General features: G+C 63.1%; 7 protein-coding genes. 4 read left to right on the forward strand and 3 right to left on the reverse strand.

The features are described 5' to 3' along the window. Position 1: 1 nt before the first annotated feature. Together ACI77D_RS03140 and ACI77D_RS03145 are read right to left on the reverse strand one after the other, a co-directional pair. Entirely contained in the window at positions 2-874 is an 873-nt protein-coding gene (locus ACI77D_RS03140) for an SDR family oxidoreductase (protein ID WP_407016032.1), read from the reverse strand. Positions 875-886: 12 nt separating this feature from the next. Then, positions 887-2,671: an acyclic terpene utilization AtuA family protein gene (locus tag ACI77D_RS03145; protein ID WP_407016033.1), complete on the reverse strand. Its 1,785-nt coding sequence runs from the start codon at positions 2,669-2,671 to the stop codon at positions 887-889. 153 nt (positions 2,672-2,824) lie between these two features. Here ACI77D_RS03145 and ACI77D_RS03150 point away from each other — a divergent pair, with 153 nt between their 5' ends. Together ACI77D_RS03150 and ACI77D_RS03155 are read left to right on the forward strand one after the other, a co-directional pair. Further along, complete coding sequence (locus tag ACI77D_RS03150; RefSeq protein WP_064453420.1) at positions 2,825-3,448, forward strand: TetR/AcrR family transcriptional regulator; 624 nt, start codon at positions 2,825-2,827, stop codon at positions 3,446-3,448. Between the two features lie 93 nt (positions 3,449-3,541). After that, the gene (locus tag ACI77D_RS03155; RefSeq protein ID WP_064453419.1) at positions 3,542-4,330 is read left to right on the forward strand and encodes an ABC transporter substrate-binding protein; all 789 of its coding nucleotides are present in this window, start codon (positions 3,542-3,544) and stop codon (positions 4,328-4,330) included. 38 nt (positions 4,331-4,368) lie between these two features. On the opposite strand, the gene ACI77D_RS03160 is transcribed toward ACI77D_RS03155, so the two are convergent. Continuing rightward, positions 4,369-4,920: an RNA polymerase factor sigma-70 gene (locus ACI77D_RS03160; RefSeq protein WP_064453418.1), complete on the reverse strand. Its 552-nt coding sequence runs from the start codon at positions 4,918-4,920 to the stop codon at positions 4,369-4,371. A gap of 300 nt (positions 4,921-5,220) precedes the next feature. On the opposite strand from ACI77D_RS03160, the gene ACI77D_RS03165 reads away from it, so the two are divergent. Beyond that, the gene (locus tag ACI77D_RS03165) at positions 5,221-5,973 is read left to right on the forward strand and encodes a thioesterase II family protein (RefSeq protein ID WP_407016034.1); all 753 of its coding nucleotides are present in this window, start codon (positions 5,221-5,223) and stop codon (positions 5,971-5,973) included. Positions 5,974-6,023: 50 nt separating this feature from the next. Continuing rightward, positions 6,024-18,920 (forward strand): non-ribosomal peptide synthetase, encoded by a 12,897-nt coding sequence (locus ACI77D_RS03170; RefSeq protein ID WP_407016035.1) that lies wholly within the window; start codon positions 6,024-6,026, stop codon positions 18,918-18,920. Positions 18,921-18,984: the final 64 nt, after the last annotated feature.

An 18,984-nucleotide genomic window follows, 5' to 3' on the forward strand; every position in this document is an offset into this window, starting at 1 on the left:
GTTATTGCTCCGCCTTGAGCACATCCGGCAGGTAGGCGCGGTGGAAACCATTGAAGGGTTCGCTCGGTGATTGCGCCTTGGGCAGCGGCCAGGCCCGGCTGCCCAGGCTGGCGGCGCCATCGATGCGCAGGGTGCTGCCGCTGATGAACGCCGCGGCGGGGCTGAGCAGAAACACAATGGCCGCGCTGACTTCCGATTCGGTGCCGATACGCTTGAGCGGCACGTGTTCGCGCAGGGTCGGGATCACCGCCTTGAACGCGCCGTCGTAGGTGTCCATGCCGCTGGAGGCAATCCACCCCGGCGCCACGGCGTTGACCCGCACGCCGGCATAGCCCCATTCAAAGGCGGCGGTCTTGGTGAAGTTGTCCATGCCCGACCGCGCCGCGCCGGAGTGACCCATACCGGGCATGCCGCCCCACATGTCGGCGAGCATGTTGACGATCGATCCACCGTGCTTGCTCATGGACTGGTTGAACACTTCCCGCGCCATCAGGAAACCGCCGACGAGGTTGGTGCGCAGTACGGTTTCAAAGCCCTTTTGGTTGATCGAGGCCAGTGGCGACGGGTATTGACCGCCGGCGTTATTCACCAGTCCATGGATCGGGCCATGGTCATCAATGAGCTGCGTCACCAGCGCTTTCACCGCGTCTTCCTCGCGAATATCGCAAGCCTGCCAATGGGCGGTGCCGCCGTCTTCGGCAATTTCGGCGGCCACCTTCGAAAGCTTTTCCGGCTTGCGTCCCACCAGGATGACCCGGGCGCCAAGGGCGGCGAGTTCATGGGCGGTGCAGCGGCCGATGCCGCTGCCGCCACCGGTAACAATCACGGTTTGCCCCTGGAACAGGTCGGCTTTGAAGATCGAATCGAAGGCCACGGCGACAGTCCTTTAGGTGAGTTGATCGGCGATGTGTTGCGGCACGGCAATGGGGATTTCCAGCAGTTGCTGGGCGAAGGCTTTGCCTTGGGGGTCGATGCGCAGGCTGGCGATGCCGCCGCCGCCGCCGCCCAAGGCGTTTTCCAGCAGGAAATTCAGGCTGTGGCTGCCGGGCAAGTACCAGCGTTCGACGCGGCCGTGCAGCGGGTCGAGCACGTGGTTCATCCAGTCGACGATCACTTCCGGGGTCAACGCTTCGGCGATCCACGGCAGGTAGTCGGGGTGGCGGGCGATGACGCCGATATTGCTGTGGTTGCCCTTGTCGCCGGAGCGTGCCACGGCGAGTTTCACCAGCGGCACGCTGGCATCCGCACGGCCTTGGGGTTTGGGTGGCTCGACGGCAGCGGTCGGTGTAAGCAGGTGGGCAGTCACGGGCAGCTCAATGGCATGGCGCTGGCCCTGGAACCCAATCACCGGCTCACAGGATGATTTATCGATAAGGAATGAAAACAGCCGAATCAGCGGGTACACCGTTGGTCGCCCACCGACGATCCCGGTCAACCCCGGCGCCATGCCGGTGGCTGCCTGGGCAATCTCGCGGGCGAACAGCACCAGCGCCTGTTTGCTCGGGTGCCGCACCGCCAGTTTCACCACCACTTCGCGGCAGTCGTGACGCTGGGCATGGGTGCCGTAGGTGGCTTCGCTGCCGAGCAATTCGATGTTGACTTCGGTGTAGGGCGCCCAGCCACGTTGGCTGAACAGTGCCGACGTTTTATTGATGATCGCCTGGCTGACCCGCTCGGCCTTGGCCACTGCGTCGATCCCGGCGATCAGGCAACTGGCGGTGCAGCGGAACCCGTCGGGGTAGGTGGCGCTGACCTTGTATTGGTCGGTAGGTGGCAAGCCCTTGGCGCCGTGCAGGCGTACTTGGTGTTTGCCTTGCTGTTGCAGTTTCACCTGGCTGAAATCGCAGATCACATCAGGCAGCAGGTAGGCGCGCGGGTCGCCTATTTCATACAACAGCTGTTCGGCCACGCTGAGTTCGCTGATCAGCCCGCCGCTGCCGTCGACCTTATTGACGGTGAATTGGCCATCGGCACTGACCTCAATGATCGGAAAACCGATCTGCTCGTAGTCCGGCACGTCGCGCCAATCGGTGAAGTTGCCGCCGGTGCACTGCGCGCCGCATTCGATGATATGCCCCGCCAGTGCAGCCTGTGCCAGGCGGTCATAGTCCTGCCATGACCAGTTGAATTCATGCACCAGCGCAGCGCTGACCACGGCGCTGTCGACCACGCGGCCGGTGATGACGATATCGGCGCCCAGCTCCAGGGCTTTGGCAATGCCTGGCGCACCGAGGTAGGCGTTGGCGGAAACGCACATCGGCGGCAGCGGCGCGCCGTTGAACATATCGGTAATGCCCGGCAGTTGTTTCAGTCGGGGTTGCAAATCGTCGCCCAGCAGGACGGCAATTTTCAGCGCAATGTTGGCCTTGTCACAGGCTGCTTGCAGTGCGGCGGCGCAAGCCTGGGGGTTTATGCCGCCGGCATTGCTGATCACGCGGATGCCCTGGCGCTGGAGATCGCCCAGCAGCGGCGTGAGCACCTCGACGAAATCGGTGGCGTAGCCGGCCTGGGGATCTTTCATTCGTGCGCCGGCAAGGATCGACATCGTGACTTCCGCCAAGTAGTCGAAGACCAGGTAATCCAGCGTGCCGCCGTGCACCAACTGGGCGGCTGCGGTGCAGGTATCGCCCCAGAAGGCGCTGGCACAGCCGATACGAACCGTCTTGCTCATGAGAAATCCTTCCTCGAATGGCTGGCGTCGAGACTACCAAGCAAGCGCTTGGTTTGTAAACTCCGCTCACAAGTTTTGCCCAAGCGCTTGCTTGGGTGGCGGCCACGGCCTAAATTGCCGCCCAAGACGTCAGTAGAAATGAAGGAGAGCAGCATGGATGAGCAAAAAGCCCTGCGGGTGATGCGCACCATGGTCGACGGCGGTCATTTGACCGACCCTGACAGTGCACGGGGCAAGTTGCTGCAAACCGCGGCTCACCTGTTTCGCAACAAGGGCTTTGAGCGCACCACGGTGCGTGACCTGGCCAGTGCGGTGGGCATCCAGTCCGGCAGCATCTTTCATCATTTCAAGAGCAAGGACGAGATCCTGCGGGCGGTAATGGAGGAAACCATCCATTACAACACCGCGATGATGCGCGCCTCGCTTGAGGAAGCGAGCACGGTGCGTGAACGTGTTTTGGCGCTGATTCGCTGCGAATTGCAGTCAATCATGGGCGGCAGCGGCGAAGCCATGGCGGTGCTGGTCTACGAATGGCGTTCGCTGTCGGCCGACGGCCAGGCCCAGGTGCTGGCGCTACGTGATGTGTACGAAGATATATGGCTGCAGGTGCTGGGCGAGGCCAAGGCCGCCGGTTACATCAAGGGCGATGTGTTTATCGCCCGGCGCTTTCTGACCGGCGCCTTGTCCTGGACCACCACGTGGTTCCGCGCCGAAGGCAGCCTCACACTCGAGCAACTGGCCGAAGAAGCGCTGTTGATGGTTCTGAAGGCCGATTGAGGCGCAAGCTATTAATTTTTCGGTGGAAAGTTGTCTCACCTGACAAAAACGCCTAGCTTATTGCCATCAACGTGTTGAACGGTGCGTGCCTCAATGTTTTCGCCATGGCGGCTGGCTGCAGGACTAACTCTATGGGCATTGGGCACCGCGTGGTGGGTGCCGGCTTCGGCTGGGCAATTGGTGAGGATTGGCGCCGCGCATTTTCCGCCCTACACGGTGCGGCCTGAGCAGGGTGCCGACACCGGTCTGCTGCCGCAACTGGTGGAAGCCCTGAACGCCTCGCAAACCGACTACCAGTTTGTGCTGGTGCCTACGTCCATCCCACGGCGCTTTCGAGATTTCGAACAAGGCCGGGTCGACATGGCGATCTTTGAAAACCCCAGTTGGGGCTGGCAGGACATTCCCCATACCAGCGTCGACATGGGCCTGGAAGATGCGGAAATCTTTGTCGCCGAGCGTCAGCCAGGTCGCGACCAAAGCTATTTCGCCGACCTCGCCGGCAAGCGGCTGGCGGTGTTCAGCGGTTATCACTACGCCTTCGCCAACTTCAACCCCGACCCCAAGTACATGGCCGAACACTTCAACGCCACGTTGACCTATTCCCATGACAGCAACCTGTTGATGGTTGCGCGCGGGCGGGCCGATATTGCGCTGGTCACACGCTCGTATTTGAGTGATTTCATGGTGCGCAATGCCGACATGGCCGGGCAGTTCCTGGTCTCGGAGCGCATCGACCAGGTGTATCACCACTATGCGTTAGTGCGGCCGAAGGCGCCGATTACCGGCGCGGCGTTTGCCGGGTTGCTCAAGCGGCTGCGTGACAGTGGGGAGATGTTGAAGATCTTTGAGCCGTATCGTATCGATGTAACCGCGGTGCGCTGAAGTCAGCACAGAGATCAAACGGTGGAATGGCACCGTTTTCAAATCCGCCGTGCAAACGTATCGCTGTGGCTGCCCGACACCTTGCGGCAATGCACCAGCGCATCACGAATCATGAAGTTCACCAAGGTTGGCGATACGCCCAGTTCCTTGGCGATATCCTTTTGCGGCACGCCATGCAGCCGGTACATCTCGAACGCGTAGCGGGTGCGCTGTGGCAGCTCCGTCAGGGCGCAGGCGATGTTTTCCAGTGTATTGAAGTTGATGTGGGAGGTTTCCGGTGAAGCGCCGTGAATCACCACATTCAAGCCTTCCTCTTCCGTCCCCGAGTATTTGAGCTCCAGGGCCTGCTTACGGTAGTGGTCAATTGCCAGGTTACGCACGATCTGGAACAGATAGCTCAATTGCGCCTTGAACGATGAGGTGATCGTCGGCGCCGATTGCAGGCGGAAGTAGGCGTCTTGCACAACGTCTTCGGCACGCGAGCGGCAGCCGGTAATACGTGCAGCGATCTTCACCAGAATCAGTCGATTGTCGACAAACGCCTGCAGAAGGGGTGAGTCGCACCTGCCTGTGGATACTTGTTCCGTCATGGAAATCACCTTGTCGCAAAAGAGGTAGGGGAGGGCGTCCGTGCTGGGGCCTCCTGCACATCGTGCAACAAATTATTCTTAATGATAATGATTGTCAAATGAGAAGACGAACTAATCTTGCGTGGTTCTTGAAGGTGTGAACCCTGTCTCGCTCCTCCCCACCGACTAATTATTTGCCCGCTCCGTCCGTTCTCATGGGTGACAGGTCCGTTAACAAACGGCCAGGGATCAGCGCCCGCAGGAGGACGACATGGGTTTCTATCGTGCATACAGCGTGTTCAAGTCTGGAGCCCTCATTCGATGAGTGTCTCGACTCGACTGCGCCTGTTTTGCCTGCCTTATTCGGGGGCCAGTGCCATGGTGTATGCGCGTTGGCGCCGGGCGTTGCCTGATTGGTTGCAGGTGTGCCCGCTGGAGTTGCCAGGGCGCGGCATGCGCATGGATGAGCCGTTGCAGCGCGACATCAAAGCCCTGGCTGCGCAGCTGGCCGATGAAATCAGTCGTGACCTGAATGCCCCGTATGCCTTGTTCGGCCACAGCCTTGGCGGCCTGTTGGCGTTCGAGCTGGCCCACGCCCTGCGTGAACGTGGCGTGCCCGCACCGCTCGCGTTGTTTGCCTCCGGCACCGCCGGCCCGGCACGCCGTGATGTCAGCGAGTACGCCATCGAAAAGTCGGATGAGCAACTGATTGCCCGCCTGCGCGAATTGCAGGGCACCGCCGAAGAAGCCCTGGCCAACCCCGAGCTGATGCAATTGATGCTGCCGATCCTGCGCGCCGACTTCCTCCTGTGCGGCAGCTTCACCTACGGCCAGCGCGCGCCGCTGGGCATGCCGATCCATGTGTTCGGCGGCAAGCAAGACAGCGTGCGCGTCGACCAGTTGCTCGACTGGCAGGCAGACGCCGCCAGCGGCTTTTCCCTCGACATGTTCGACGGCCACCACTTCTTTCTCGTGCAGCACGAAAGCGCCGTGCTGCGCTGCCTGCGGCTCTACGCCGAGGAGCACCTGGCCCGCTGGCGCAATGGCGCGGCGCGGCCGCGGGCTGCCAGCTGAAAGCAACCTATTTCCCGATTTCCCGTAAGCCGATTTCAGGCAGGAACCCCATGATGGACGCCTTCGAACTTCCCCGCACATTGGTCCAGTCCCTTCAACGCCGCGCCGCGCAGACCCCGGAACAGGTGGCCCTGCGCTTTCTTGCCGAGTCGGCCGAGCACAACGTGGTGCTCAGCTACAGTGACCTGGACCAACGCGCCCGCACCATCGCCGCCGCCTTGCAGGCCAACGCGGCGTTGGGTGATCGTGCAGTGCTGTTGTTCCCCAGCGGCCCTGACTACGTGGCGGCGTTTTTTGGTTGCCTGTATGCCGGGGTGATTGCGGTGCCGGCCTATCCGCCGGAGTCCACGCGTCGCCATCACCAGGAGCGCTTGCTGTCGATCATTGCCGATGCTGAGCCACGCCTGCTGCTGACCATCGCCAGCCTGGGCGATGGCCTGGCGCAGATCGAGAACGCGCCGCCGGTGCTGAGCGTCGATACCCTGGACACCCTGATTGCCGATCGCTGGATCGAACCCGAGCTGCACGCCGACCACATCGCCTTCCTGCAATACACGTCGGGCTCCACCGCGCTGCCCAAGGGCGTACAAGTCAGCCACGGCAACCTGGTGGCCAACGAAGTGCTGATCCGTCGCGGTTTCGGCATCGACCTCAACCCGGATGACGTGATCGTCAGCTGGCTGCCGCTGTACCACGACATGGGCCTGATCGGCGGCTTGTTGCAACCCATTTTCAGCGGCGTGCCGTGTGTGTTGATGTCGCCGGCGTACTTCCTCGGTCGGCCGTTGCGCTGGCTGGAGGCAATCAGCGAATACGGCGGCACCATCAGCGGCGGTCCGGATTTCGCCTATCGCCTGTGCAGTGAGCGGGTCAGCGAATCTGCCCTGCAACGCTTGGACTTGAGCGCATGGCGCGTAGCGTATTCGGGTTCCGAGCCGATCCGCCTCGACACCCTGGAACGCTTCGCCGAGAAGTTCGCGGCCTGCGGTTTCACCCCGAACAACTTCTTCGCCTCCTACGGGCTGGCCGAGGCGACCCTGTTTGTCGCTGGCGGCTCCCGTGGCCGTGGCATCCCGGCCTTGCGCCTGGACGAACAGGCCCTCGCCGCCAACCGCGCCGAGCCTGGGCAGGGCAGTGCAATCATGAGCTGCGGCACCAGCCAGCCGGAACACGCAGTGCTGATCGCCGATCCCCATACGCTGAGTGAACTGGCCGATAACACGGTCGGCGAGCTGTGGGCCACCGGCCCGAGCATCGCCCATGGCTACTGGCGCAACCCCGAAGCCACCGCCAAGACATTCGTGCAACACGCTGGCCGCACCTGGCTGCGCACCGGTGACCTGGGTTTTATTCGCGACGGTGAGGTGTACATCACCGGCCGCCTGAAAGACCTGCTGATCGTGCGCGGGCACAACCTGTACCCCCAGGACATCGAACAGACCATCGAGCGCGAAGTGGAAGTGGTGCGCAAGGGCCGCGTCGCCGCGTTTGCGGTAAATGACCAGGGCCTGGAAGGCATCGGCATTGCTGCAGAAATCAGCCGCAGCGTGCAGAAAATCCTGCCGCCCGAAGCACTGATCAAGGCGATCCGCCAAGCGGTGGCCGAGGCTTATCAACAAGCCCCGAGCGTGGTGGTGTTGCTCAACCCTGGCGCCTTGCCGAAGACGTCCAGCGGCAAGGTGCAGCGTTCGGCGTGTGCCATTCGTCACGCCGATGGCAGCCTCGACAGCTACGCGCAGTTTCCGGGCCTGCACATGCAGGCGAGTGACGCGGCGCTGGAATCCGCACTGCAAAACCGGATCGCGGCGATCTGGTGCGAGCAGTTGCACGTCGCAACTGTGACGGGCGATGATCATTTCTTCCTGCTCGGCGGCAACTCCATCACCGCCACCCAAGTAGTTGCGCGCCTGCGCGAAACCCTGGGGCTGGAGCTGAACCTGCGCATGCTGTTCGAAGCGCCGACCCTGGCGACCTTTGCCGCGAATGTCGCGCAATTGCAGCAAGACGGCGGCGTCGCCCAAGGTGCGATCAATACCCTGTCACGCCGCGAAGCCCTGCCGCAATCGCTGGCGCAAAACCGCCTGTGGATCACCTGGCAACTCGACCCGCAGAGCAGCGCCTACACCATTCCCGGCGCCCTGCGTTTACGCGGAGCGTTGGACGAAGACGCCGTGCGCGCCAGCTTCGAGCAATTGATTCAGCGCCACGAAGCGTTGCGTACACGTTTCTATGAACACGATGGCCAAGCCTTCCAGCGTGTGGATGCAAATGTAGCGTTCGACCTGCACGTCATTGACCTCGGCGACGTGCCCGCCGCCGAACGTGAAGCCCGTGCGCAACAGCTCCGCGAAGACGCCGCGTGCACCTCGTTCGACCTGGAAAAGGGCCCGCTGCTGCGGGTGACCCTCGTGCGCCTGGACGATGAGGACCACCAACTGCTGGTGACGCTGCACCACATCATCGCCGACGGTTGGTCGCTGAATATCCTGATCGACGAATTCTCGCGGCGGTACGCCGCCGCGATTCAAGGCCAAACCCTGGCGTTGCCGCCACTGGCCCTGCACTACGCTGACTACGGCAGTTGGCAGCGCCAATGGCTGGCCGAGGGTGAAGGCCAGCGCCAACTGGCGTATTGGCAAGCGCAACTGGGCGAGGAGCATCCGACCCTGAACCTGGCCACCGATCATCCACGGTCGGCGCAGCAGCGTCATAGCGCCTCGCGCCACAGCGTGCGCCTGGAGGCAAGCCTCAGCGCAGCGATTCGCCAGACCGCCCACGCCAATGAATCCACCCCGTTCATGCTGTTGCTGGCGTCGTTCCAAAGCCTGCTTTATCGCTACAGCGGTCAGCGCGACATCCGCATCGGTGTGCCGAGTGCCAACCGCCCGCGCCAGGAAACTCAGGGCCTGATCGGCTTTTTCATCAACACCTTGGTACTGCGCGCCGAGCTGGACGGGCGCCTGCCGTTCAACCAACTGTTGGCGGCAACACGCCAGGCCGCGTTGGGGGCTCAGGCCCATCAGGACCTGCCGTTCGAACAGCTCCTGGAAGCCTTCCCGCAAGCCCGTGAGCAAGGCCTGTTCCAGGTCATGTTCAACCACCAGCAGCGCGACCTGAGTGCCTTGCGCCGCCTGCCGGGCATGCTCGCCGATGAATTGCCGTGGCACAGCCGCGAAGCCAAGTTCGACCTGCAACTGCACAGTGAAGAAGACCGTAATGGGCGGTTGAGCCTGTCATTCGACTACGCCGACGAGCTGTTCGAGCCCCACACGATCCAACGCCTCGCCGAGCACTTCATCAACCTGCTGCAAGCCGTGTGCGAACAACCCGAGCAGGCCATCGGCGACCTGATGCTGATGCAAAAAGACCAAGCGCTTCAGTGGAGTGAAGCCCCGTGCACCCCGGCACAACGCTGGTTACCCGAGTTGCTCGACCGCCAGGCCTCGGATAACACCGCGTTGGTTTGGCAGGGCGCCAGCCTGTCCTTCGCCCAACTGCACACCCAGGCTAACCGCCTGGCCCACTACCTGCGTGACAAAGGCGTCGGCCCGGATGTGTGCGTGGCCATCGCCGCCGAGCGTTCACCGCAACTGCTGATCGGCCTGCTTGCAATCATCAAGGCCGGTGGCGCCTATGTACCACTGGACCCGGATTACCCCGCCGACCGCCTGGCCTACATGCTCCAGGACAGTGGCGTGCACCTGCTGCTGACCCAAACCTCACTGCTGGCGCTACTGCCGGCGACCGAGGGCGTGGGGGTGATCGCCATGGACAGCCTGCACCTCGACAGCTGGCCCACCCAGGCACCGGGCCTGCACCTCAATGGCGACAACCTCGCCTACGTGATTTATACCTCCGGTTCCACCGGCCAGCCCAAAGGTGTGGGCAATACCCATGCAGCCCTGGCTGAACGCTTGCAGTGGATGCAGGCCACCTATCAACTGAACGACACCGATGTGCTGCTGCAAAAGGCGCCGATCAGTTTCGACGTGTCGGTGTGGGAATGCTTCTGGCCGCTGATTGCCGGTTGCCGTCTGGTGCTGGCGGGGCCAGGCGAGCATCGCGATCCGCACCGCATCGCGCAGTTGGTGCAAGAGCATGGCGTGACCACGCTGCACTTCGTGCCGCCGCTGTTGCAGCTGTTTATCGATGAACCATTGGTGGCCGAGTGCACCAGCCTGCGTCGGGTGTTCTCCGGCGGCGAAGCCTTGCCCGCCGAGTTGCGTAATCGCGTCTTGGCGACGTTGCCGGCGGTGCAACTGCACAACCGCTATGGCCCGACTGAAACCGCGATCAACGTCACCCACTGGCATTGCCGCACGGAAGATGGCGAGCGTTCGCCGATTGGCCGGCCGCTGGGCAATGTGATCTGCCGCGTGCTGGACGAGCAGCTCAACCCGTTACCGGCCGGTGTGCCCGGCGAACTGTGCATCGGCGGCATCGGCCTGGCGCGCGGTTACCTTGGCCGTGCCGGGCTCACCGCAGAGCGTTTTGTTGCCGACCCATTGGGCGAGGCGGGCGCACGCCTGTATCGCACCGGTGACCGTGTGCGCTGGAGCGCCGATGGCGTGCTCGAATACCTCGGTCGCCTGGATCAGCAGGTCAAGTTGCGTGGTTTCCGTGTTGAACCGCAAGAAATCGAAGCCCGTATGTTGGCGCTGGACGGCATCGCCCAAGCGGTGGTGCTGGTGCGTGATGCACAGTTGATCGCCTATTACACCGCCCATGCCGAGTTGGGCGAGCCGGCCGTAAAAGCGGCCCTCGCGGCTGAGCTGCCGGAGTACATGGTGCCCGCGCTGTTGATGCGCCTGGATGCCATGCCTTTGAGCCCCAGCGGCAAACTCGACCGCCGCGCGTTGCCCGAGCCGGTGTGGCAGACCCGCGAACACGTTGAGCCGCAAACCCCGTTGCAGCAGCAGATTGCAGCCATATGGCGCGAAGTGCTTGGCTTGCCACGTATCGGGCTGCACGACGACTTCTTCGCCCTCGGCGGCCACTCGCTGCTGGCCACGCAAATCATCTCCCGCACCCGCCAGGCCTGCGACGTCGAGTTGCCGTTGCGCACCTTGTTCGAAGCCAGTGAGCTGGGCGCATTTGCCGAGCAAGTCGGCCTTATCCAGGCCTCGGGTCAGCGCAACCAGCAAACCGCCATCGCCAAGGTCGACCGCCGCCAGCCCGTGCCGCTGTCCTATTCCCAGCAGCGTATGTGGTTCCTCTGGCAGATGGAGCCGGATAGCCCTGCCTACAACGTCGGCGGCATGGCCCGCCTATGTGGCGTGCTCGATGTGGGGCGTTTTGAGGCGGCGTTGCAAGCGCTGATCATGCGCCACGAAACCCTGCGCACCACTTTCCCGAGCATCGACGGGGTGGCTTATCAGAAGGTCGCGCCGCAAACCGGCTTGCGCATGGACTGGCAGGATTTCTCGGCGCTGCATGACACCGAGCGCCAGCAGCGTCTGCAACATCTGGCCGATCAGGAAGCCCACACGCCATTCAACCTGGAAACCGGGCCGCTGCTGCGCGCATGCCTGGTCAAAGCCGGGGAGCAAGAGCACTACCTGGTGCTGACCCTGCACCACATCGTCACCGAAGGCTGGGCCATGGACATCTTTGCCCGTGAACTCAGCGCGTTGTACGAAGCCTTTATCGACGAGCGCGACTCACCACTGGCGCCGTTGCCGGTGCAATACCTCGACTACAGCGTGTGGCAGCGCCAGTGGCTGGAGTCGGGTGAGCGCCAGCGTCAACTGGACTACTGGACCGCACAACTGGGTCACGAACATCCATTGCTCGAACTGCCCGGCGACCGCCCACGGCCACCGGTGCAAAGCCATCAGGGCGAGTTGTACCGCTTCGACCTGAGCGACGATCTGGCCGCTCGCGTGCGTGCCTTTAATGCCGAGCGTGGCCTGACCCTGTTCATGACCATGACCGCCACCTTGGCAGTGTTGCTCTACCGCTACAGCGGCCAGACCGACCTGCGCATCGGTGCGCCCGTGGCCAACCGCATTCGCCCGGAAAGCGAAGGGTTGATCGGTGCGTTCCTCAACACCCAAGTGCTGCGTTGCCAGCTCAATGGGCAGATGCAGGTTGGCGAGTTGTTCGAGCACGTGCGCCACACCGTGATCGAAGGCCAGTCCCATCAGGACCTGCCGTTCGACCACTTGGTGGAAGCCCTGCAACCTCCGCGCAGCGCGGCGTATAACCCACTGTTCCAGGTGATGTGCAACGTGCAGCGCTGGGAGTTCCAGCAAAGCCGCCAACTGGCCGGCATGACCGTCGAGTACCTGGCCAACGATGCGCGTGCGACCAAGTTCGACCTCAACCTGGAAGTCACCGACCTCGACCATCGCCTGGGTTGCTGCCTGACCTACAGCACCGACCTGTTCGACGAACCGCGCATTGCGCGCATGGCTGAACATTGGCGCAACCTCCTGGAGGCGTTGATCGCAAGCCCCGAACAGCGCCTCAGCGAACTGCCGTTGCTGACTGCCGTCGAGCAGCGCGTATTGCACGACAGCCTGGGCGTCGAGCCCGGCGTGCATCGCCTCGACCAGTGCCTGCATTCACTGTTCAGCCAACAGGCAGCAGCCCGTCCCGATGCCGCTGCCTTGACCTTCGCCGGGGAAACCCTCAGTTACCGCGAACTGGACACCCGCGCCAATCGCCTCGCGTGGATGCTGCGCGAGCGTGGCGTCGGCCCGCAGGTACGCGTGGGCCTGGCGCTGCCGCGCTCCCTGGAAATGGTCATCGGCCTGTTGGCGATCCTCAAGGCGGGTGGTGCCTATGTGCCGCTGGACCCGGAATACCCGCTGGACCGCCTGCACTACATGATCGAAGACAGCGGCATTGGCCTGCTGCTCAGTGATGCAGCCATGTTCGAGGCCCTCGGCGAATTGCCGGCGACCGTGGCTTGCTGGTGCCTGGAAGATGACCTGCCGGTGCTGGCCAATTACCCGGCCGACGCGCTGCCGTTTATCAGCCTGGCGCAACACCAGGCGTACCTGATCTACACCTCCGGCTCCACCGGCAAGCCCAAAGGCGTGGTGGTCTCCCACGGTGAAATCGCCATGCATTGCCAAGCCGTGATCGAGCGCTTCGGCATGCGCCCGGACGACTGCGAGCTGCACTTCTATTCGATCAATTTCGACGCCGCCACCGAACGTTTGCTGGTGCCGTTGCTCAGCGGTGCGCAGGTGGTGTTGCGCGCCCAGGGCCAGTGGGATGCCGAAGAAATCTGCGCGCTGATCCGCACCCATCGCATTAATGTGCTTGGTTTTACCCCGAGCTACGGCAGCCAGTTGGCGCAATGGCTGGCCACCCAGCACCAGACGTTGCCGGTGCGCATGTGCATCACCGGTGGCGAAGCGCTGACCGGCGAGCACTTGCAGCGTATCCGCGCAGCCTTCCAGCCGGAGGTGTTTTTCAACGCCTATGGCCCGACCGAAACCGTGGTGATGCCGCTGGCCAGTCTGGCGCCGGAGTGCCTGGAGGAGGGCGCTGCCAGTGTGCCCATCGGCAGCATCATCGGCGCCCGCGTGGCCTGCATTCTCGACGCCGACCTGGCCCTGGTACCGCAAGGTGCGACCGGCGAGTTGTATGTCGGCGGCGCCGGTTTGGCCCAGGGCTATCACGAACGTGCGGGCATGACGGCCGAGCGTTTTGTCGCCGACCCGTTTACTGGGAATGGCGGCCGTCTGTACCGCACCGGCGACCTGGTGCGCCAACGCGCCGACGGCCTGGTGGAATACCTGGGCCGGATCGACCATCAAGTGAAAATTCGCGGTTTCCGCATCGAGCTGGGCGAAATCGAAACCCGTCTGCTGGAACACGCAGCCGTGCGCGAAGCGGTGGTGCTGGCGCTGGATTCGCCCAGTGGCAAGCAGTTGGTGGCCTATTTGGTCAGCGACGCAGACCACGGCACATTGCGTGACGGGCTGAAGGCGCACCTCAAGGCGCAACTGCCGGACTACATGGTGCCCGCGCACCTGATCGTGTTGGACAGCATGCCGCTGACCGCCAACGGCAAGCTCGACCGCCGCGCCTTGCCGCAACCGGACCCCGAAGCCAACCGCCAACAGTACGTCGCGCCGCGCAACGAGCGCGAGCAAACCCTGGCGGCAATCTGGTGCGCCGTGCTGAACGTGCAGCAAGTCGGCTTGCACGATAACTTCTTTGAGCTGGGCGGCGACTCGATCCTGTCGATCCAGGTTGTCAGCCGTGCGCGACAGGCCGGGATTCATTTCAGCCCTCGCGACCTGTTCCAGCACCAGACCGTGCAAACCCTGGCGGCCGTTGCGACCCGCTCCGAGCTGGTCACGGCTGAACAAGGTGTGCTCACTGGCAGCTCCGGCCTTACGCCGATCCAGCATTGGTTCTTCGATACCGATATCCCGAATCGTCAGCACTGGAACCAGGCGTTGGTGCTTAAACCGCTGCAATTGCTGGAGCCTCATCGCCTGGAGCAAGCGTTGCTGGCGGTGCTGGAACATCACGATGCCCTGCGCCTGAGCTTTACCCCACGCGACGCTCAATGGCATGCCGAGCATCTGGCCGTCCCGCAAGGCGGCGTTCTGATGCAGGCGCAAGTGCGTGATATGCAGCAATGCACCGCGCTGTTCACCGACACCCAACGCAGCCTTGACCTCGAGCACGGCCCGCTGCTGCGCGCTTTGCTGGTGGACGGCCCGCAAGGTCAGCAACGCCTGCTGATCGCGGTCCATCACCTGGTGGTGGACGGCGTGTCGTGGCGCGTGTTGCTTGAGGACCTGCAAACGGTTTACCGCCAACTGAGCACCGGCCAATCCGTCAGCCTGCCCGCCAAGACCAGCGCGTTGCGCGATTGGGCCGCGCGCTTGCAGGCCTATGCGAGCAGCGAATCTTTGCGCGAAGAGCTGAGCGCATGGCAAGGCCAGTTGGCCGGGCCGAACGTGGCCTTGCCGATGGATCGGCCACAGGGTTCGCTGCGTCATCGCGATGCCGACGCCGTCAGCGTGCGCCTGGATGCCGAACACACCCGTCAGTTGTTGCAACAGGCGCCGAGCGCCTACCGCACCCAGGTCAATGACCTGTTGCTGACGGCCCTGGCTCGCGTGCTGTGCCGCTGGAGCGGCCACGATTCGGCCTTGATCCAGCTGGAAGGCCATGGCCGCGAACCCCTGTTCGATGACATCGACCTGACCCGCAGCGTCGGCTGGTTCACCAGCGCTTATCCACTGCGCCTGACGCCGCAAGGCGGGCCGGGAGACTCGATCAAGGCCATCAAGGAGCAACTGCGCGGCGTGCCGCACAAAGGTTTGGGCTATGGCGTGCTGCGCTACCTGGCGGATGACCTGTGCAAGCAGACCCTGGCCGCACTGCCAAGCGCCGACATCACCTTCAACTACCTCGGCCAGTTTGATCAGGGCTTCGGCGCCGATGCGCTGTTCCACCCGCTGGATGAATCGGCGGGCCTGGCCCATGACCCGGAGGCCACGTTACCCAATGCGTTGAGCGTCGACAGCCAAGTCTATGGCGGTGAACTGGTACTGCGCTGGACCTTCAGCCGTGAACGCCACGATCAGCAGACCATCCGCGCATTGGCCGATGCCTACCTCTGCGAATTGCACAGCCTGATCGCACACTGCCTCAACGACGAGGCCGGTGGCCTCACGCCATCCGACTTCCCGCTGGCGCAGTTGAACCAATCCCAACTCGACGCCTTACCGGTTCCGGCCAGCGCCATCGAAGACGTGTACCCGCTGACCCCGATGCAGGAAGGCTTGCTGCTGCACACCCTGCTGGAGCCGGGCACCGGCCTCTATTACATGCAGGACCGCTACCGCATCAACAGCGCGCTGGACCCCGAGCGTTTTGCGCAGGCCTGGCAGGCAGTGATCGCGCGGCATGAAGCCTTGCGTGCGTCGTTCTGCTGGAACGTCGGCGAAGACATGCTGCAAGTGATCCATAAACCGGGCAGTACACCGATTGAATATCTGGACTGGCGCGCTGACCCGGAAAGCGAACAGGAACCGCGTCTGCAAGCCCTGCTCAAGCAGGAGCGCGAAGCCGGTTTTGATCTGCTCAACCAGGCGCCGTTCCACCTGCGCCTGATCCGCGTCGGCGAAGCGCGCTACTGGTTCATGATGAGCAACCACCACATCCTGATCGATGCCTGGTGTCGTTCGCTGCTGATGAATGACTTCTTCGAGATCTACATGGCCCTCGGCGAAGGCCGCGATGCGCAACTGGCCACGCCGCCGCGCTACCGCGACTACATCGCCTGGCTGCAACGCCAGAACCTTGCCGAAGCGCGCCAGTGGTGGCAGCAGAACCTGCAAGGCTTCGAGCGCACTACGCCGATCCCCAGCGACCGGCCGTTCCTGCGTGAGCATGCGGGTCATAGCGGTGGCATGGTGGTGGGCGACTGTTACACGCGCCTCGATGCCCGTGACGGCGCGCAACTGCGTGAACTGGCGCAGGCCCATCAGCTGACCGTCAACACCTTCGCCCAAGCGGCATGGGCGTTAGTGCTGCGCCGCGTGAGCGGGGATCGTGACGTCTTGTTCGGCGTCACCGTGGCCGGGCGCCCGGTGGAAATGCCGGAGATGCAACGTACCGTCGGCCTGTTTATCAACAGCATTGCGCTGCGGGTGAAACTGCCCGAGGACGACCAGCGTTGCAGTGTGCGCCAGTGGCTGAGCGGCTTGCTCGACAGCAACATGCAACTGCGCGAGTACGAATACCTGCCGTTGGTGACTATCCAGGAGCACAGCGAACTGCCCAAGGGCCAGCCGCTGTTCGACAGCCTGTTTGTGTTTGAGAACGCGCCGGTGGAAGTCTCGGTGCTGGACCATGCGCAAAGCCTGAATGCCACCTCGGATTCCGGTCGCACCCACACCAACTTCCCGCTGACGGCGGTGTGCTACCCGGGCGACGACCTCGGTCTGCACCTGTCCTACGACCAGCGCTATTTCGACGAAACCACCGTGCAAGGCATGCTCGCTGAGTTCAAACGCCTGCTGCTGGCGCTGGTGCAGGGCTTTCATGGCGACATGGCCGAACTGCCGCTGATCGGCGAACAGGAGCGTGAATTCCTGGTGCAAGGCTGCAACCAGAGCGAGCATGACTACCCGCTGGAGCGCAGTTACATCGAGTTGTTCGAAGCGCAGGTGGCGCAGCATCCGCAACGCATCGCCGCCAGTTGCCTCGACCAACAGTGGACCTATGACGAGTTGAATCGCCGCAGTAACGGCCTGGGCCACGCGCTGATCGCTGCGGGCGTCGGGCTGGATCAACCGGTGGCGTTGCTGGCCGAACGTAATCTCGACTTGCTGGGCATGCTCATCGGCAGCTTCAAGGCCGGTGCCGGTTACTTGCCGTTGGACCCGGGCCTGCCACGCTCGCGCTTGAGTCGCATCATCGACCTGAGCCGTACGCCATTGCTGGTGTGCACCGAGGCATGCCGCGAACAGGCGATTGAGTTGCTGGAGGGCACCGCCTGCCAGATGCTGGTGTGGGAAGACGTGCCTGGCCGTGGCGAAAACCCGGGCGTCTACAGCGGCCCCGACAACCTTGCCTACGTGATCTACACCTCGGGTTCCACCGGCTTGCCCAAAGGCGTGATGGTCGAGCAGCGCGGCATGCTGAACAACCAGTTGAGCAAGGTGCCGTACCTGCAACTGAGCGAGACCGATGTGATCGCCCAGACGGCCTCGCAAAGCTTCGACATTTCGGTGTGGCAGTTCCTGGCGGCGCCGCTGTTCGGCGCGCGGGTGGCTATCGTGCCGAACACCATTGCCCATGATCCGCAAGGGTTGCTGGCGCATGTGCAGGCCCAGGGCATTACCGTGCTGGAAAGCGTGCCGTCACTGATCCAGGGCATGCTGGCCCAGGAGCGCATGAGCCTGGACGGTCTGCGCTGGATGTTGCCGACGGGGGAGGCGATGCCGCCTGAGCTGGCGCACCAATGGTTGTTGCGCTATCCAGAGATTGGTTTGGTCAATGCCTACGGGCCGGCGGAGTGTTCGGATGACGTGGCGTTCTTCCGCGTCGACCTGGCGTCGACCCGGGGTACCTACCTGCCGATCGGCACGCCCACGGATAACAACCGTTTGTACGTGCTCGAGGGTGCGCTGGAGCTGGTGCCACAGGGCGCCATTGGCGAGTTGTGCGTGGCCGGCACCGGTGTCGGCCGAGGTTATGTCAGCGACCCGCTGCGCACGGCGCAAGCCTTTGTGCCGAACCCGTTCGGTGCGCCCGGCGATCGGCTGTACCGCACCGGCGACCTCGCACGTCGGCGCAGCGATGGCGTACTGGAGTACGTGGGGCGTATCGACCATCAGGTGAAGATTCGCGGCTATCGCATAGAGTTGGGTGAAATCGAAGCGCGCCTGCATGAGCAACCGGAAGTACGTGACGCGGCCGTCGGCGTGCAGGAAGGCGTTAACGGCAAGCACTTGGTCGGCTATCTGGTGGCGGCTGATGAAGCGTTGAACCCGAGTGATCGCCTGGACCGCATCAAGCAACGCCTGCGCACCGAGCTGCCGGAATACATGGTGCCGCTGCATTGGCTATGGCTCGACCGCCTGCCGCTGAACGCCAACCGCAAGCTGGACCGCAAGGCCCTGCCGGAACTGGAGATCGGCCAGTTGCACAGCCAGGACTATCTGGCACCGCGCAACGCGCTGGAAACCACCTTGGCTGCGATTTGGGCCGAGGTGCTGAAAGTCGAAAGGGTGGGGGTACAGGACACCTTCTTCGAACTGGGCGGGCACTCGTTGCTGGCCACGCAGATTGCCTCCCGCGTGCAGAAAACCCTGCAACGCGATGTGCCGCTACGGGCGATGTTCGAGTGCAGCACGGTGGCGGAGTTGGCTGAGTACATTGATGGGTTGGCGGCGAATGAGATCAGTGCCGAGAAGGTGGATCGGTTGAGTGATTTGATGGCGGAGTTGGAAGGGCTTTAAGGAACCCTGGAACAACTGGCGGTGAGCGCGCTGTTAGTCGAAACGAAAACGACTTTCAGCGTTG

The organism is Pseudomonas sp. O39 (genome assembly GCF_045447295.1).
Taxonomy (GTDB): Bacteria; Pseudomonadota; Gammaproteobacteria; order Pseudomonadales; family Pseudomonadaceae; genus Aquipseudomonas; species Aquipseudomonas antarctica_A.

Coding starts and splice junctions, on each gene's coding strand:
- ACI77D_RS03145 (WP_407016033.1), bottom strand. CDS start 2,671: ATGAGCAAGACGGTTCGTATCGGCTGTGCCAGCGCCTTCTGGGGCGAT.
- ACI77D_RS03150 (WP_064453420.1), top strand. CDS start 2,825: ATGGATGAGCAAAAAGCCCTGCGGGTGATGCGCACCATGGTCGACGGC.
- ACI77D_RS03155 (WP_064453419.1), top strand. CDS start 3,542: ATGTTTTCGCCATGGCGGCTGGCTGCAGGACTAACTCTATGGGCATTG.
- ACI77D_RS03160 (WP_064453418.1), bottom strand. CDS start 4,920: ATGACGGAACAAGTATCCACAGGCAGGTGCGACTCACCCCTTCTGCAG.
- ACI77D_RS03165 (WP_407016034.1), top strand. CDS start 5,221: ATGAGTGTCTCGACTCGACTGCGCCTGTTTTGCCTGCCTTATTCGGGG.
- ACI77D_RS03170 (WP_407016035.1), top strand. CDS start 6,024: ATGATGGACGCCTTCGAACTTCCCCGCACATTGGTCCAGTCCCTTCAA.